This is a genomic window from Plantactinospora soyae, assembly GCF_014874095.1.
Lineage (GTDB): Bacteria > Actinomycetota > Actinomycetes > Mycobacteriales > Micromonosporaceae > Plantactinospora > Plantactinospora soyae.
Genome location: NZ_JADBEB010000001.1, coordinates 3,289,730 through 3,305,371, shown reverse-complemented (window position 1 = coordinate 3,305,371; position 15,642 = coordinate 3,289,730). Strand labels below are relative to the sequence as shown.

Annotated in this window: 12 protein-coding genes and 3 pseudogenes; 8 read left to right on the top strand and 7 right to left on the bottom strand. The window is 72.5% G+C overall.

The window, feature by feature from the left end:
• The first annotated feature begins 125 nt into the window (after positions 1-125).
• Positions 126-1,361, top strand: coding sequence for a GNAT family N-acetyltransferase (locus tag H4W31_RS14790; RefSeq protein ID WP_192767188.1), 1,236 nt, complete (start codon positions 126-128; stop codon positions 1,359-1,361).
• Positions 1,362-1,478: 117 nt separating this feature from the next.
• On the opposite strand, the pseudogene H4W31_RS44770 reads toward H4W31_RS14790, so the two are convergent.
• From H4W31_RS44770 to mtrA, 6 genes and pseudogenes are all read right to left on the bottom strand, one after another.
• Positions 1,479-1,679 (bottom strand): annotated as a pseudogene (locus H4W31_RS44770) (sigma 54 modulation/S30EA ribosomal C-terminal domain-containing protein); the annotation flags it as partial.
• A gap of 86 nt (positions 1,680-1,765) precedes the next feature.
• Positions 1,766-2,129, bottom strand: a pseudogene (hpf, locus tag H4W31_RS44765) (ribosome hibernation-promoting factor, HPF/YfiA family); the annotation flags it as partial.
• 257 nt (positions 2,130-2,386) lie between these two features.
• Positions 2,387-3,097, bottom strand: a complete 711-nt coding sequence (locus tag H4W31_RS14780) for a ComF family protein (RefSeq protein ID WP_192767186.1) — start codon at positions 3,095-3,097, stop codon at positions 2,387-2,389.
• Between the two features lie 73 nt (positions 3,098-3,170).
• Positions 3,171-4,985 (bottom strand): LpqB family beta-propeller domain-containing protein, encoded by a 1,815-nt coding sequence (locus H4W31_RS14775; RefSeq protein ID WP_192767185.1) that lies wholly within the window; start codon positions 4,983-4,985, stop codon positions 3,171-3,173.
• Positions 4,986-5,188: 203 nt separating this feature from the next.
• Positions 5,189-6,889: pseudogene (gene mtrB / locus H4W31_RS14770) on the bottom strand (MtrAB system histidine kinase MtrB); the annotation flags it as partial.
• A 130-nt stretch (positions 6,890-7,019) separates the two neighbouring features.
• Entirely contained in the window at positions 7,020-7,709 is a 690-nt protein-coding gene (mtrA, locus tag H4W31_RS14765) for an MtrAB system response regulator MtrA (RefSeq protein WP_101369873.1), read from the bottom strand.
• A gap of 393 nt (positions 7,710-8,102) precedes the next feature.
• Here mtrA and H4W31_RS14760 point away from each other — a divergent pair, with 393 nt between their 5' ends.
• The 5 genes from H4W31_RS14760 to H4W31_RS14740 all read left to right on the top strand — a co-directional run bounded on the left by H4W31_RS14760 (position 8,103) and on the right by H4W31_RS14740 (position 13,365).
• On the top strand, positions 8,103-8,954 hold the full coding sequence (locus H4W31_RS14760) for a hypothetical protein (RefSeq protein WP_192767184.1): 852 nt from the start codon (positions 8,103-8,105) through the stop codon (positions 8,952-8,954).
• On the top strand, positions 8,951-9,553 hold the full coding sequence (locus H4W31_RS14755) for a DUF4129 domain-containing protein (RefSeq protein ID WP_192767183.1): 603 nt from the start codon (positions 8,951-8,953) through the stop codon (positions 9,551-9,553). Before H4W31_RS14760 ends, H4W31_RS14755 begins: the two co-directional genes overlap by 4 nt.
• 22 nt (positions 9,554-9,575) lie before the next feature.
• A complete protein-coding gene (locus tag H4W31_RS14750; RefSeq protein ID WP_225945529.1) occupies positions 9,576-11,006 on the top strand; it encodes a DUF4350 domain-containing protein in 1,431 nt (476 codons plus the stop codon).
• A gap of 122 nt (positions 11,007-11,128) precedes the next feature.
• A complete protein-coding gene (locus H4W31_RS14745; protein WP_225946619.1) occupies positions 11,129-12,058 on the top strand; it encodes an AAA family ATPase in 930 nt (309 codons plus the stop codon).
• Positions 12,055-13,365 (top strand): DUF58 domain-containing protein, encoded by a 1,311-nt coding sequence (locus H4W31_RS14740; RefSeq protein ID WP_192767182.1) that lies wholly within the window; start codon positions 12,055-12,057, stop codon positions 13,363-13,365. The genes H4W31_RS14745 and H4W31_RS14740 overlap by 4 nt, the downstream gene beginning before the upstream one ends.
• Here the strand turns inward: H4W31_RS14740 and H4W31_RS14735 are convergent.
• A complete protein-coding gene (locus H4W31_RS14735) occupies positions 13,343-14,311 on the bottom strand; it encodes a stage II sporulation protein M (protein WP_192767181.1) in 969 nt (322 codons plus the stop codon). The two genes, H4W31_RS14740 and H4W31_RS14735, sit on opposite strands and share 23 nt — an antisense overlap.
• Positions 14,312-14,353: 42 nt before the next feature.
• Here H4W31_RS14735 and H4W31_RS14730 point away from each other — a divergent pair, with 42 nt between their 5' ends.
• On the top strand, positions 14,354-15,364 hold the full coding sequence (locus tag H4W31_RS14730) for an RDD family protein (RefSeq protein WP_192767180.1): 1,011 nt from the start codon (positions 14,354-14,356) through the stop codon (positions 15,362-15,364).
• Positions 15,361-15,522 carry a hypothetical protein gene (locus H4W31_RS14725; RefSeq protein WP_192767179.1) on the top strand — a complete coding sequence of 54 codons (162 nt, stop codon included), beginning with the start codon at positions 15,361-15,363 and terminating at the stop codon, positions 15,520-15,522. The genes H4W31_RS14730 and H4W31_RS14725 overlap by 4 nt, the downstream gene beginning before the upstream one ends.
• Positions 15,523-15,642: the final 120 nt, after the last annotated feature.

The window sequence follows — 15,642 nt, the reverse complement described above, 5'->3', positions numbered from 1 at the left end:
CATCGGCCCTACTGTCAGTCGCGCTGCCCTCCCGGTTCAACGAGCCGGACAAATCGCCCGATAGTTGCCGTCCAGGCCGGGAAACTCGGTTACGCCCTCGGCGAACCCTCCGGCACGATGGCCGGATGGACCAGAGCGACCGGGCATCCGGGGTGGAGATCGTCGAAGCGGGGCTGCTGCTGCGGCCCTGGCGCGCCGAGGACGCCGAGGACGTACACCGGGCATGTCAGGATCCGGACATCCAGCGCTGGACCACCGTCCCCGCCCCCTACCGGCTCGAACACGCGATCGACTTCGTGACCAAGATCGCCCCGCAGTCCTGGGCGGCCGGAACCGGGGCGCCGATGGCGGTCTGCGACGCGGCCACCGGCGAACTTCTCGGCTCGTGCGGGCTGGTCAGCATCGACCCGGTGCTGAGGTCGGCCGAGGTCGGGTACTGGACCGCGCCGTGGGCCCGGGGCCGGGGTGTCGCCGTCCGGGCCACCCGGGCGGTCTGCCGGTGGGCGTTCGCGGAGTGGGGACTGCGCCGGATCATCTGGCAGGCCGAGGTCGGCAACCACGCGTCCCGGCTGGTCGCACTCAGGGCCGGGTTCCTGGTCGAGGGGCGGCTCCGGCTCGCCCAACCGCATCCACAGGGGGGTCCGGACGGCTGGGTCGGCTCCCTGCTTCCCGGCGAGCTGGCCGGTACGCCGACCGGGGACACCGGCAGCACGCCGGCCGACGAGCCGCCGGACGCCGACCCGGCCGGTCCCGGCTCACTTCCGGCACGTCACGCCGCCGTCTTCGGTTCGCCCCAACCGATCCTCTTCGCCAGGGCCTCGGACGGTACGGAACTCCGACTCCGCCCGCTCGGCGAAGCCGACCTCGACCCGATCGTCCAGGCGTGCCGCGATCCCGAGATCATCCGCTGGACCACGGTGCCGGACCCGTACCAGCGCTCGGATGCCGAGTTCTTCGTCCACGAGTACGGCCCGACGGTGTGGTGCCGGGGCACCGGAGCGCTGTTCGCGATCGCCGACGAGTCCGACGCGTACTGCGGCGTGATGGAGCTGCGGCTGTCCCCGACCGATCCCCAGGTCGGCAACCTGGGCTTCCTGGTCGCCCCGCAGGCGCGGGGTCGCGGCTACTGCCCCGCCGCGGTGACCGCCGTCTGCGCCTGGGGATTCACGGCGCTCCGGCTGGCCAGGATCGAGTGGCGGGCCAACGTGGGCAACACCGCCTCCCGCCGGGTCGTCGAGAAGGCCGGTTTCACCTTCGAAGGGACGGCCCGGCACGCCCTGCTGCACCGGGGTACCCGGATCGACGCCTGGAGCGGCGCGCTGCTGCCCGAGGACATCGGCCTGGCGGGTACCCCCGGCTGATGCCGGGAACCGGGGTCGCATCCGGCCGGTGAGGCGGAATCGGCTCGGCGTCGGCGACACCGACACGCGCCCACCGGACCCGGTTTCCGCCCGGATCCGGTGGAACGCTGGCGGAGGTCAGCTGGCCAGGGCCAGGATGCCGTAGTCGTAACCCTTGCGTCGGTAGACGACGCTGGGCCGGCCAGATTCCTTGTCGAGGAACAGGTAGAAGTCGTGCCCGACGAGTTCCATCTGGAACAGCGCGTCGTCGACACTCATCGGCTCGGCCGGGTGCACCTTCTCCCGCGCGATGTGCCAGGGCTGCGCGTCGTCGTACTCGTCGTACTCCGGTTCGGCGGCATGCCCGTTGCCGTTCGACCGTTCCGGCGCGGGTGCGGTGAGAGTGGCCAACGCCGACTCACCGAAATCGGCGACCGGTAGCCGGGCCGTGGCGGCGGCGACGGAGACCGGAGCGTGCCGGCCACGGTGTACGCGACGACGGTCGGCGGCCCGCCGCAGCCGGGTGTCGAGCTTCGCGATCGCGCCGTCCAACGCGCTGTAGAAGTCCTTCGCGCACGCCTCGGCGCGGACCACGGGACCTCTGGAGATACAGGTAATCTCAATTCGCTGGCAGTGATCGGACTGTCGCGGATTGCGTTCGTGAAAGAGTTCCACGTCGACCCGAATAAGCTTGTGATCGTAGCGCTCGATCTTCGCGAGCTTGTCGGCTACGTGTACCCGGTAATGATCCGGCACCTCGACATTACGGCCCTTGACCACGATATCCATGCGTGACCTCCCTGCGCCATCGGAGAGTCTGCAGAAACAAAAATCCCGGTCAGCCCGCCCCTGGAAGTCCACTCGGCATGACCGGATCGCTAACGGCTGCCTCCTTCCAGGTGCCCCAGGGGCGTTGGAACACCCCTCATACCCCCGATAAATAAGACGCTAACGCCAATCTGGCCGATCGTCACCCCGGTCACCAAGACCAATTCGAGAAGATGTGCGCGGATCGCACGATAGGGTGAAAACGGTGATACGCAGAGTTAGCCGCGCTCTCGTCGGGCGGTGGCCGCGAGCAGCGCCGCGGCGTACACCGGAATGCCGGCGGTCTCCAGTTGTCGGGCCACCGCGGCGAGGGTGACCCCGGTGGTCACGATGTCGTCCAGCACCACGACGGCCCGGCCGGCCGCGCTCCGGCGCACCGCCGGCAGCCGGCCGGTGCGGAGTCGGAAGGCGGTTGCCGCCACCCGGGCCCGGCCGGCGCTGTCCAGGGTCGCGGAGTCGGGCCGGGGCAGCGCGCGCAGCGGATGCGCGACCACCACCGGCCAGCCGGCGCCCCGCAACCGGGCGGCGGTGTGCCGGGACAGCCGGCGGAGATGGTCACCGTGCCGGGTCCGGGCCGCCCGCGCGGTCGCCGGAACCGGCACCAGCAGGACCGGCCGGCGGTCACCGACGGCCGTCGCCACCACCTCGGCGAGCAGCACACCCAGCGGCCGGGCCAGGCCGTGCCGGCCCCGTTCCTTGTACGACAACAGCGCCTCCCGCAACGCCCCCCGGTACGCCCCGAGCGCCACGCAGTCCGGCAGGCCGCTCGGGGCGGGGGTCGGGCGGACCGGGATCGGCCGCAGCGCCTGGAGCGTCGCGGCGCAGGCCGGACAGGCTCCCTGCCGCAGGGGAAGTCCGCTGCCCCGGCAACCGGCACACTCGGCCGGCAGCACCAGGTCGGCCAGGTCCGTCCAGACCCCCGTCAACACCGCCGTCCTCCGCCCCCGGTCAGCACCGCCGTCCTCCGCCCCTGGTCAGTAGCGACAGATCCCCGCGCAGTGGTCAGTAGAGGTAGAACGGCGCGGTGGGTGCGGCCGTGCCGGGCGGCGGGGTCCCGGGCCCGAACGAGACCTCGTTCCGGGTGATCCTCGTTCCCGCGTACGCCACCTGGTTCGACTCGTACACCAGCGGGGCCGACGCCGGCCGCCCCAGGTCGTACGGGTACGCGGCCAGTTCCGTGATCGGCGAACCGACGCCGGTCACCTGCGGCGACTCCCCCGCCCCGTCCACGCTGAGCCGGACGATCGCCGCCCGGCCGTCCGCCTGGAGGCCGGCCACCGCCAGCGAGTGCTCGCCGAACCAGTCGACCGCGCTCAGCGCCTTCAGCGAGGTCGCGATCGGACGCGCCGGATCGACGGTCAGGGTGCCGTCGACCGGCCGCACCACCGCGACGTACAACTGCCCGCCGGCGATCAGGGCGATCCGGCGCCCGTCCAGCGAGGCGCCCACCCCGGTCACCTCCCCGGAGACTCCGGCGAGCGACACCTGCTTCAACGCGGCGTCGTCGTCGCCGAACTCCCACAGTCTGCCGTCCGCGACCACCAGTCCGGTCGGTCCGTCGTCGAGGGAATCCTTGAGCCACACCGGCCGGCCCATCGAGGTGTACGACGCGCTGTCGGTCATGAACGTGTCCACCACACCGAGGCCGGCGCCGACCCGCAGCCGGAGGGACTTCCCGTTCTTCGTCACCAACGCGGCCGAGATCTGGTCGCCGTTGCGGCTCAGGCCCGCCGAGACGATGTCCCGGTTGGCCTCTGCCGAGATCGGGACCGGCAGCGGCTGCCCCTCGCCCGAGCCCACCAGCGGATAGAGGCTGCCGGCGAGGACGCCGTACCGGGCCGGCGGGCCGCTGATCTGGTAGATCAGGTTGTCCCGGAGGTAGTCGGCGGCGACCTGGGTCATCTTCGACTGGTTCTGGATCTTCAGCTCCAGTTCGTCGCCGAGCAGCGGATTGGTCTGCAGGGACCAAATGATCTGCTTGAAGAGCTTCTTCAGGTCGGCGTCGGTCTCCAGCTCCCCCGCCTTGACGGAGAGGTTCACCTCGAGCCGACCGCCCTCCTTCGGCGCCGGCACGTTTCCCACCACCCCGGTGCCGTCGGGTAGCCGGTCGACGCCGTTCTCCAGCCAGTCCGACGGGCCGCCGACCAGCCAGCCGAGCACCTGGGTGGCCCGGCGCTCCATCGGCACCGCACGCGGGAGGTAGCGCAGGTCGGGTACCAGGGCGTCGCCGTCCAGGTTCCAGAAGTAGATCGTGTGTTCCTCGTAGTAGTTACCGAGGGCCTCGACGTCCATGAGCAGGGCCGGTGGCGGGCCCAGCACCCACAGCCCGTCGGCCGAGCCGGCCGGCGCCGGACCGATCATGAACTTGTACACCTTCTCCGTGCGCTCCGGCTCGTCCATCGAGCCGTCGGCCCGCAGGACGCCGACCTGCTGCACCTCGATCTGGACCTCGCTGGTGCCGTCGGTGTTCTCGATGATCCGGGGTGCCGCGAACAGCATCCGGACGACGTTCACGCTCTCGTTGCCCGCCTTCTGGAACTGCTTCTCCACCACGATGTAGTCGTTGATCCGTTTGCGTGCCTCGCCCGGCTCGCCGGCGGCGGCGGTCAGGAAGTTGCGGGCGAACTGCTCCGGGTTCAGGCCGCTCGCCGTCCGGACCGGTGGCGGCGCCGCTCCCGGGCCGTCCGCCGGAGCGGTGTCGGCCACCGGTCCCCGGCCGTGGATCCGGACATCGGTCTCGTCCGGAATGCCGCACGCGCCCAGCGCCGATGCCAGCAACACCGAGGCAGCGAGCATGGCCGCCGGGAACCGTCTCATCGCGTCGCCTCGCTACGTCCGCTGTCGGCCGGCAGCCTCGGCCCGACCAGGCCCTCCGATGCCGAACCCGATCCGCCCGGTCGGGACGCCGGTCCGGCTGTGCCGACCGGAGCGGCCGACGGCGTCCCGGAGCGGGCCGGACCATCGGCCGATTCCGCCTCGTCACCCGCCCCCAGCCGGTCGCCGGAATCCTCCGGCAGCCGCGCCGGCACCGCCGGCCCGGCACTGATCGCCCCGCCGGCACGGATCTCGATCGTCTGGCCGGTACCGTCGCCCTGGCCGACGAGCCCGATCCCCGGATTGGCGCCCGGCAGAGTGATGGTCCATCCGTCGGCGCCGCCCGCCACCACGGGAGCGTCGGCCGGTACCAGTCGCAGCGGTGACGAGGTCAGTCGGTCACCGGCCCGGGCCGGCAGGGTCAGCCGGAACTGGGCCCCCTCACCCGGTGCGCCCCACGCCTCCAGCCAGCCGCCGTGCAGGCGAGCGTCCTCCAGGCTGATCGACAGCCCGAGTCCGGTCCCGCCGGTCTGCCTGGCCCGGGACGGGTCGGCCCGCCAGAACCGGTTGAAGACCAACTTTTCCTCGCCCGGCTTGAGTCCCACGCCATGATCACGAACGGTGACCGCCACCGTGGTGTCGTCCGCGCCGAGGACCACCACCACCGGTTGGCCGGCCCCGTGCTCGACCGCGTTGCCCACCAGGTTCCGCAGGATCCGTTCGACCCGGCGCGGATCGACCTCGGCGATCACCGGAGCGTCCGGTACCACCGCCCGCAACGGCACGCCGCACCGGCGGGCCAGCGACTCCAGCCGGTCCACCACCCGGTTGACCACCGGCACCAGGTCGGTCGGCTCGGCGTCGAGCATGGCGAAACCGGCGTCGAACCGGCTGATCTCCAGCAGGTCGGTGAGCAGGTCCTCGAACCGGTCCAGTTCGGCGTGCAGCAACTCGGCGGTACGGGTCACGGCCGGATCGAACTCGTCCCGTTCGGCGTAGATCAGGTCGGCCGCCATCCGTACGGTGGTGAGCGGCGTACGCAGTTCGTGGGAGACGTCCGAGGTGAACCGCCGTTGCAGCCGGGACATCTCCTCCAGCCGGACGATCTGCCGTTGCAGGTTGGTCGCCATCTGGTTGAACGAGGCGGCGAGCATCGCCAGATCGTCCTCGCCGTTGACCACCATCCGCTGGTCGAGCAGCCCTGCCGAGAGCCGCTGGGCGGTGCGGGCGGCCACCCGTACCGGACTGACGACCAGCCGGGTGACCAGGCCGGAGAGCAGACCGAGCAGTACGACCAGGGCGAACCCGGTGGCCAGTACGGTGGACCGCGAACCGGTGGCGATCGAGTCCCAGCGGGTCAGCGGGACGAGGTAGTAGAGCTCGACCTGGCCGAACTGGGTCGGCACCGGTGAGCCGTAGACCAGGTACTTGACCGGTTCCTTGCCGAACAGGTCACCGGTGCGGATCTGGCTGGCGAGGGAGCCGCCCTCCACCTTTCCCAGGAGTTCCTCGCTGAGCATTCCGTCGACGTTGACCTGGGGCGAGGTCGCGGGCGCGACGCTGGCGTATTCGTACCTGCCGGCCCGGAGCGCCACCACCACGCCGCCGAGCTGCGCCGGATCGCCGCCGGCCAGGTAGTTGACCGTGCTCTCGAAGGTGGCCCGCAGCCCCTGCTCCTGTGGGGTCATGTGGTTGCTGAGCTGCTCGGACGCGTACTCCTGGCCGTCCTGGAGCCGGCCCTTCACGTCGGCGTCGGCGTTGTCCAGCACGACGTTTGTGATGTTGTCAGCGACAAGATAGGCGAACCCGCCGACCAGCAGGCTCGACGCGACCAGCGTGATGGTCACGACCCGCACCTGGAGCGACCGTCGCCAGGTGCGGTGCAGCCCGGCCGCCGCCGTCGTCATCCGGGCCGCGCCGACCCGCCGCAGTCGCCGGGCGGCGACGACGGCACGGCGCAGTCGCCGGCTGCCGAAGGCTGCGCGGGCGAGCTGCGCGGAACGCGAGGTCAGTGTGCGGGCCACAGTGCAGCCCAGGCTATCCGGTACCCGCCTTGTAGCCGACTCCCCGCACGGTCAGGATGACCTCCGGTCGCTCCGGATCCGGCTCGATCTTGGCGCGCAGCCGCTGCACGTGCACGTTGACCAACCGGGTGTCGGCCGCGTGCCGGTAACCCCAGACCTGCTCCAGCAGCACCTCGCGGGTGAAGACCTGACGCGGCTTCCGGGCCAGCGCCACCAGCAGGTCGAACTCCAGCGGGGTCAACTTGACCTCTTCGCCGTCCCGGCTGACGGTGTGCGCCGGCACGTCGATGTTGATCTGGTTGCCGGGCGGGCCGATGGTCAGCAGCTCCGGCGCGGCGTCCTCGCCCCGGCGCAGCCGGGCCCGCATCCGGGCGACCAGTTCCTTGGGCTTGAACGGCTTGACCACGTAGTCGTCGGCGCCCGACTCCAGCCCCAGCACCACGTCGACGGTGTCGCTCTTCGCCGTCAGCATCACGATCGGAATGCCGGACTCGGAGCGGATGGCCCGGGCGACGTCGATCCCACTCATCCCCGGCAACATGAGGTCGAGCAGGACGATGTCCGGTCGGTTCTCGCGGAACGCGGCCAGCGCCCGTTCCCCGTCGGCGACGAACGAGGGCAGGAAGCCCTCACTGCGCAGCACGATACCGAGCATCTCGGCCAGTGCGGGATCGTCGTCGACCACCAGTACCCGGGCTCTCATGGCACTAATATTCCACCCTCGTTTCAACGCCGTGGACCCCGCGCCCTCCGACACGACGTCCCGCCGGCCCGTCCCGGTCACGAAGCGCAGAAGCTTACCCCGGTCGCCAGGTGGGCACCAGACATGAACATCCGCTGATCAGACCGGCTGCTCCGGCCCGCCCCGCCGGCCGGGCCCGGCCGGGCCAACGCCCGGACATCGGCTTCATCCCCGCGTCGTGACCGGCCCGCAGCGGCTCTCCGCTCCGACCCGCGGATCCACCGGGTCGCCCCTGGTCACATCAAACCGTGATGCGTGAACCGGCCGAGCGGCTCCGGATCGGGTGAACCGGCATGTCACCATGACTGCTGCGGCGTTCCTCCCGCCATCCCCCCATGCCCGCCAGGAGTACGTTTGCCCGACGTCGGCCCGACCGCCGTACTCCCGCTGCGTCCGCTCACGATCGGTGAGCTGATCGACTCGGCGGTCCTGCTGCTCCGCGATCATGCCCGGGTACTGGTTCCGGTCGCCCTCGTCCTGACCGTGCTGGAACAACTCCTGCTCTATCCACTGCGCCTCGTCGCGGGCGTCGAACCGCCCGGTTACCTGCCGGACATCAACAAACTGTCGGCCTACTGGTTCCTGCTGGCCGTCGGGGCCGCCAGCGAGGCGCTGATCATCGCGCTGCTCGGCAACCTGAGTGCCCGGGCCGCCGGAACGGTGCTGATCGAACCCGCCGGACAGGTACGCCGGATGCGACTGCTCCAGCCGTACGGCGCCCGCTTCGCGGTCACGGCGCTCGTCGCCCTGCTGGCCGGCGCGATCATGTTCGGGGCGGCGCTCGTCGTACCGGCCTGGTTGATCGCCTTTGCCCTGCTCGGCTCCGTCGTACCGGCGATCGCGCTGGAGCGGATCGGGCCGTTCCGCGCACTGGTACGGTCCGGCGCGCTCGCCCTCCGCTCCGGTGGCCGGGCCGGGGCCGTACGCCTGCTCGGTTATCTCGTCTGGTGGATCGTACGGGTCGGCCTGGCCGTCGGCATCGTCTCCGGACTGGGCTCGATCGGCCTGCTCGACCCGGACTGGAAGGTGCCGGTCAGCCTCGCCGTCTGGGCCGCGGTGAACAGCGTCGCCTACCCCGCGATCGCCTGCCTCGACGCCGTGATCTACCTGGAGACCCGGATCCGCACCGAGGGCCTGGACATCGTCATCGCCCGGGCCCGGCAGTCCGGACGCCCCCTGGTCATTCCGACGGCGGGCCGCCGGTGAGCTTCAGCCGATGGTGGACCGAGACCGCTGCGGCGATCGGCGACCGGATCCCGCTGCCGCTCTTCGCCCTGCTGCTGGTCCTGACCGGCGTGCTGATCTCGCTGGCCTGGTTCTTCTTCCCCGCCTGGGTGCCGCGTCGGCTGCCCCACTGGCGGCTCTCCTGGCGGTGGCGCCGACGCCGTGCCCGCCCGACGCCCGCGCCCACGGTCGCCGCCACCGCCGACGACGAGGCCGAGCCGGACCTGCTCGACGTTCCGGCCGGGTCACTGGTCTCGCTCGCCGACCGGCTGGCCGGCCAGGGCCGGTACGCCGAGGCGGTCCGGGAGCGGCTGCGCGCGATGGTCCGGACGTTGATCGACCGTGGGGTGCTGGAGCACCGGCCCGGGATGACCGTCGCCGAACTCGCGAGGGCGGCGACCCGGACCCGGCCCGAAGTGGACGGACCGCTCGGCGCCGCAGGCTCGATCTTCTCCGACCTCTGGTACGGCCAGCGCCCGGCCCGGGCCGAACACGACGAACGGATGCGTGAACTCGCCGCCGACCTGGACCGGGCACTCGCCCGCCCGGGTTCGGCCGACAACGGGATGGTGCCCTCGTGACCGGGCGGAGCGGGGGAACGCGATGACCCGGCGGAGCGAGGAGATCAGCCCACCCCGGTTGGCAGGTCGCGGTGCCGACGGGCGGCCCGGACCGACCGTCGCCGGGTCGACCCGGCGGCGACGGTGGCACCGGATCGTCGTACCGATCGGTCTCGTGGTCCTGCTCCTGGTGGTCACCTGGATCGCCCAGGCGGTCGACCAGCCGGACCGGGACGATCCCGGCTTCCTCTCCTCGGTGAACAGCGACGACGACGGCGGGAGCCGGCTCGCCGCGCAGTTGCGGGCCAGAGGCGTCGCCATCCAGCGGACGACCAGTACCCGTCGGGCCCTCAGTCTGGCGCCGCACGACGGTTTCACGCTGTTCGTACCGGCCCCGGCGCTGGTCCATCCGCTGTACCTGCCGTTGCTCGTCGATCCGGCCGAGCGGGCCCGGGTGGTGCTGGTCGACCCGTCCCAGCGGGTACTCGACGACGCCGACATGCCGTTGACCGCCGCCGACCGCCGGCTGGCCGCCCGTACGGTCCCAACCGCCGCCGACGGCCGGCCCTGTGCACTGCCGGAGGTACGGGCGGCCGGGCCGGCGGCCGCGCTCCGACAGCGGTACACCGACGCACCCGGGCTCAGTTACCGCGCCGACCGTTGCTACGACGGCGGACTGGCCCGGAGCCGCTGGCGTGGCAACGACGTCGTGGTGGTCGGCGCCAGTGACCCGTTCCGGAACGACCGGATCGACGAGGCGGGCAACACCGCACTCGCCGCCGGCCTGCTGTCCGCGCACAACCTGGTCATCTGGCTCGATCTGGACGGACCCGAGCCGCCGCCGCCCTACCACCCGGACGGCGAACTGGGGCCGTGGTCGCCGATGCCCGGCGAACCGACCCCGTTCGACGCCGGGGACCCGAACGGGCAGCGCGGGAACGGATCCGGGGAGGACGAGGAGCCCCGACCGAGCCAGCGGGCGAACCCGCCGGACCAACCCAACCCGCTGTGGGACGCCTTCCCACCCTGGTTCTGGGCGCTGCTGGTGCAACTCGCCGTGGCCGTCCTGCTGGCGATGCTGTGGCGTGCCCGCCGGCTCGGGCCGCCGGTGACGGAGCCGCTGCCGGTGACCGTCGCCTCCGCCGAGACCGTGTTCGGCCGGGGCCGGCTCTACCAGCAGGCCCGGGCGTACGGACCGACGGCGGACACGCTGCGCGCGGCTACGCTGCACCGGCTGCTCCCCGCGTTCAACCTGCCCCCGGATACCGGGCCGGACGAGGTGGCCGGCGCGGTGGCGGCGCGCACCGGCTGGAGCCGGGCGGACGCGTACCACCTGCTGTACGGGCCGGCGCCCACCACCAACCAGGAGCTGCTCGACCTGGCCCGCGCCCTCGACGTGCTGTCCGGCCTGCTCGCCCACCCGCCGACCGACCCGCCCCGGTACGACCGCCCCGTTGAAGGAGAAGCCCGGTGACCCGACCCGCCGGAACGACCGATCCGCTGCTGTACGCCGCCGAGCCGGACCGGCCTCCGGCGCAGCCCGGTCCGGCGCAGCCCGATTCGGCCGACGCCGGGTCCGACGAGGCCCGCGCGGCGCTGCACCGGCTGCGGGCCGAGGTCGCCAAGGCGGTCGTCGGGCAGGACGCCGTGGTCACCGGCATGGTGATCGCGCTGCTCTGTCGGGGACATGTGCTGCTCGAAGGCGTACCCGGGGTGGCCAAGACCCTGCTGGTGCGGACCATCGCGGCCGCCCTCGACCTGGAGTCGAAGCGGCTCCAGTTCACCCCGGACCTGATGCCGGGCGACGTGACCGGGTCGCTCATCTTCGATCCGCGTACCGCCGCCTTCACCTTCCGCGAGGGTCCGGTCTTCACCAACCTCCTGCTGGCCGACGAGATCAACCGGACGCCGCCGAAGACCCAGGCGGCACTCCTGGAGGTCATGGAGGAGCGGCAGGTGTCGGTGGAGGGCCGCCGCCGGCCGCTGCCGGATCCGTTCATCGTGGCCGCGACCCAGAACCCGGTCGAGTACGAGGGCACCTATCCGCTGCCCGAGGCCCAGCTCGACCGGTTCCTGCTGCACCTGACGATGCCGCTGCCCAACCGGGACGAGGAACTCGGCGTGCTCCGGGCACACCACGCCGGCTTCGACCCCCGCGAGCTGACCGCCGCCGGGGTACGTCCGGTGGCCACCCCCGCCGACCTGGCGCTCGCCCGGGCGGCGATCAGTCGGGTCGGCGTCGCCGAGCCGGTGATGGCGTACATCGTGGACCTCTGCCGGGCGACCCGTGCCGTACCCGCCCTGGAACTGGGTGCCTCGCCCCGGGGCGCGATCGCGCTGCTGACCGCCGCCAAGGCGTGGGCCTGGCTGGCCGGCCGCGACCACGTCACCCCGGACGACATCAAGGCGATCGCCCGGCCGACCCTGCGGCACCGGCTCCGACTCCGCCCGGAGGCCGAGCTGGAGGGGGTCACCACCAGATCCGTCCTGGACGCGGTGCTCGGCACCGTGCCGACCCCACGATGACCGGACGGGCGGCGGCCCTGCTCGGAACGGGGGCGCTGACCCTTCCACTGTGGCCGGCGCCGTGGCTGGGCGTACCGGTCATGGTGGCCGTGGTGCTGGTCCTGATCGCGCTCGACTGGCGGCTCGCCGCGCCGCCGGGGGCGATCGAGGCGAGCCGGCACGGCGACCGGACCGTACGGCTCGGCGACACCGCCACCGTCTCCGTGCACCTGCACAACACCTCGGCCCGCCCGCTGCGTGGCCTGGTCCGGGACTCCTGGGTGCCGTCCGCCGGAGCCCGGGTCGACTTCCCCGGTGCCCCGCGGATCGAGATCTCCCCCGGTGACCGGGCCGTGCTGCCCACCCGGCTGACCCCGACCCGCCGGGGCGACCGGCCGGCGCTGCGGCTGACGCTGCGGTCGTACGGGCCGCTGGGGTTGGCGTTCCGGCAGCGGACCGAGCACCCGGCGACTCCACCGTGGACGCTCCGGGTACTGCCCCGCTTCGAGTCCCGGCGCCACCTGCCCGAGAAACTCGCCCGGCTGCGGGTGATCGACGGTACCCAGGTCAGCCGTGGCCGTGGCCAGGGCACCGAGTTCGACACCCTGCGCGAGTACGTCGTCGGCGACGACGTGCGCTCGGTCGACTGGCGGGCCAGTGCGCGCCGGGCCGACGTACTGGTCCGGACCTGGCGACCCGAGCGCGACCGGCGGGTGCTCTGTGTACTCGACACCGGTCGGACCGCCGCGGTGCGGGTCGGGGACGAACCACGACTGGACGCCGCCATCGACGCCGCCCTGCTGCTGGCGGCGCTCGCCGCCCGGGCCGGTGACCGCGTCGACGTGCTCGGCGCGGACAACACCGTCCGGATGGCGCTGGCCGGCGGAGCCCAGTCGACGCTGCTGGCCCGGATGGTCAACGCACTGGCGCCGCTCCAGCCCGCGCTGGTCGAGACCGACTTCGAGCTGATCGCCGGGGAGATACTCCGGCGGGAGCGTCGGCGTTCCCTGGTGGTCCTCTTCACCGCACTGGAGCCGGGCGCGCTCGGCGAGGGACTGCTGCCGGTCCTGCCCCGGCTGGCCGCCCGGCACCGGCTGATCGTCGCGTCCGTGCACGACCCGGTGCTGCGCGACCTCACCGTCCGGTCGCCCGAACGCGTCCAGGACGTCTACGCGGCGGCGGCGGCCTGGCGTGCCCTGGCCGACCGGGACCGGGTCCGGACGGCACTGGCCCGGTACGGCGTGACCGTGGTGGACGCCCCGGCCGACCGGCTTGCCCCGCTGGTCAGCGACACCTACCTGCGACTCAAGGCGCTCGGTCAACTCTGAGCGGTGCCGCGGCCCTGGCCCGCCGGCCGTAGACAACCACGTAGCCGAGGAACCCGGCCCAGATGGTCATGCCGATGCCGACCCGTACGGCGGGCGGCACCGCCGCCGGGGTCACGAACGCCTCGATGAGGCCGGCGACGGCGAAGAGTCCCACCAGGCCGACCGCGACCAGGATCCCGGAGCGGGCCGCCCGGGCCACCGCCTGTCCCCGGGTCAGGTCCGGCGGTGGTGCGATCCAGGCCCAGCCGATCCGCAGCCCCACGCCGGCCGCGATGAAGATGCCGGTCATCTCCAGCAGTCCGTGCGGGGCGATCATGCTGAAGAACAGCCCCGTCCGGTCGTACGAGGCGAGCACCCCGCCGGTCACCCCGATGTTGAGGGCGTTGTGCCAGAGCAGGTAGAAGACCGGCAGGATCAGGATGCCCGCCGCCAGGCAGCGGACCGCCACCCAGGCGTTGTTGGTCCACAGCTGGAAGGCGAAGCTGGACGCCTCGTGCTCGCTGTAGTAGCCGACGAACCGGGCCTCGAAGAGCTCGGCGGCGGGTCGCTCGCCGATCAGCGCGGCGGCGCTCTCCGGGTTCTCGGCGATCCACCACATGAAGAATCCCGCGATCAGGCTGAACCCGACGGCGACGCCGGTCCACCATGGCCACGCCTGGTACAACGCGCCGGGAAGACTGGTCGAGAAGAACCGGCCGACCGCCGACCAGGAGAGGCCGGGCCGGCCCGTGAGCCGGGACTGGGCGGCCAGCACCAGCCGGGACAGCCGGGCGACCAGCGCCGGATCGGGTGACCGGCTGCGTACGACGGAGAGATGGGTGGCCACCCGCTGGTAGAGGGCGATCAGCTCGTCGACCTCGGCGGCGGTGAGTCGGCGCTGAGCGGACAACTGGGACAGCCGCCGCCACTGCGCGCCGTGCTCCGCCGCGTACGCGTCGAGATCCAACTCAGCTCCCCTGGGTTCGCGACCATAGTGTTCACTGTCCTGGTGACAGCGCAACCACCGAGGTCGAGTTTCGCCCGGCCGGCGTCAGCCACCGGCCTCGGTGCCGACGCCGGGCTGGTCAGCGGCGAAGCGGTCGAGTTGGAGGTCCGGGCCGCCCGGCTCGGATCCCGGGTGCTCGCGCTGCTGATCGACGTCGCGGCCCAGCTCGTGATCGCGGTCCTCCTGCTGATCGTCGCCGGAATCCTGCTCGACTCGTTCGCCGGTACCGGTCCGCCGGACCAGGCGCTGATGACCGCGTTGCAGACCGTCGGAGTGGTGCTGATCCTGGTCGGCTATCCGGTGTCGTGGGAGACGCTGAACCACGGTCGTACGCCCGGCAAGCTCGCCGTCGGACTGCGGGTGGTCCGCGACGACGGTGGGCGCGTGGGGTTCCGCCAGTCGCTGACCCGGGGACTGGTCGGCGTCGCGGTGGAGTGGCCCGGGCTGGTGCTTCCGCTGCTCACCTGGGCGGTGAGCGTCACGGTGACGATGACCGATCCTCGTGGACGGCGACTCGGTGACCTGGCGGCGGGCACGATGGTGATCCACGACCGGAGTCCCACCGGGTACGGCCACGTTCCGGTCATGGTTCCGCCGTTGACCGGCTGGGCCCGGTCGCTGGACCTCACCCGACTCGACGACGGTCTCGCGCTGGCCGTACGCCAACTGCTCGGTCGGCGGGGGACGCTTACCGAAGCCGCCCGGCTCCGGCTGGCCCGGTCACTCTGGGCCGAGGTCGCCGCGGTGACGTCTCCGCCGCCGCCATCGAACATGCCGGACTGGGCCTACCTGGCGGCCGTACACGCCGAGCGGCACGCCCGGGCCCGGCAGCGGTTGGCCCGGACCCGGTCGGTGAGTACGACGCTGTGGCCGGAACTCGCCCCCGCCGCCCCCGAGGCCGCCGGTTCCGGACTGACCTGGCCGGTGCGGCCGGCCGCCCCACCGCCGCCCTCGACGCAGGCGCTGGTCACTCCGGTGCTCGCCGCCACGCCGCAGGGCGGGACGGACCGGTGAAAGCCTTCCTGCCCTGGCTCCTGGTCCTGCTGGTCGTGCTCGCGCTTAACGCGCTGAAGCTGCGGACCCTCGGCACGGCGGTCGCGATCGCCTGGCTGGTCTACTGCGTGTGGACCTGGATCCGGCCCCGCCGCCGCTCGCCCGGATCCGACAGGTAGGTCACCCGGCCCCGGGCGGACAGCTCGACCGGCGGCGCCAGCCGGTACGCCGATAGCCGGACCCGGCGGGCAGAAGACGGACCGGGCCGGCGCGAACGCCGACCCGGTCCCTTTGTCGCC

What these genes read in the sequence shown, in the direction of transcription:
- H4W31_RS14790 (WP_192767188.1), top strand. Translation starts at nt 126, where the DNA reads ATGGACCAGAGCGACCGGGCATCCGGGGTGGAGATCGTCGAAGCGGGG.
- H4W31_RS14775 (WP_192767185.1), bottom strand. Translation starts at nt 4,985, where the DNA reads ATGAGACGGTTCCCGGCGGCCATGCTCGCTGCCTCGGTGTTGCTGGCA.
- mtrA (WP_101369873.1), bottom strand. Translation starts at nt 7,709, where the DNA reads ATGAGAGCCCGGGTACTGGTGGTCGACGACGATCCCGCACTGGCCGAG.
- H4W31_RS14750 (WP_225945529.1), top strand. Translation starts at nt 9,576, where the DNA reads ATGACCCGGCGGAGCGAGGAGATCAGCCCACCCCGGTTGGCAGGTCGC.
- H4W31_RS14740 (WP_192767182.1), top strand. Translation starts at nt 12,055, where the DNA reads ATGACCGGACGGGCGGCGGCCCTGCTCGGAACGGGGGCGCTGACCCTT.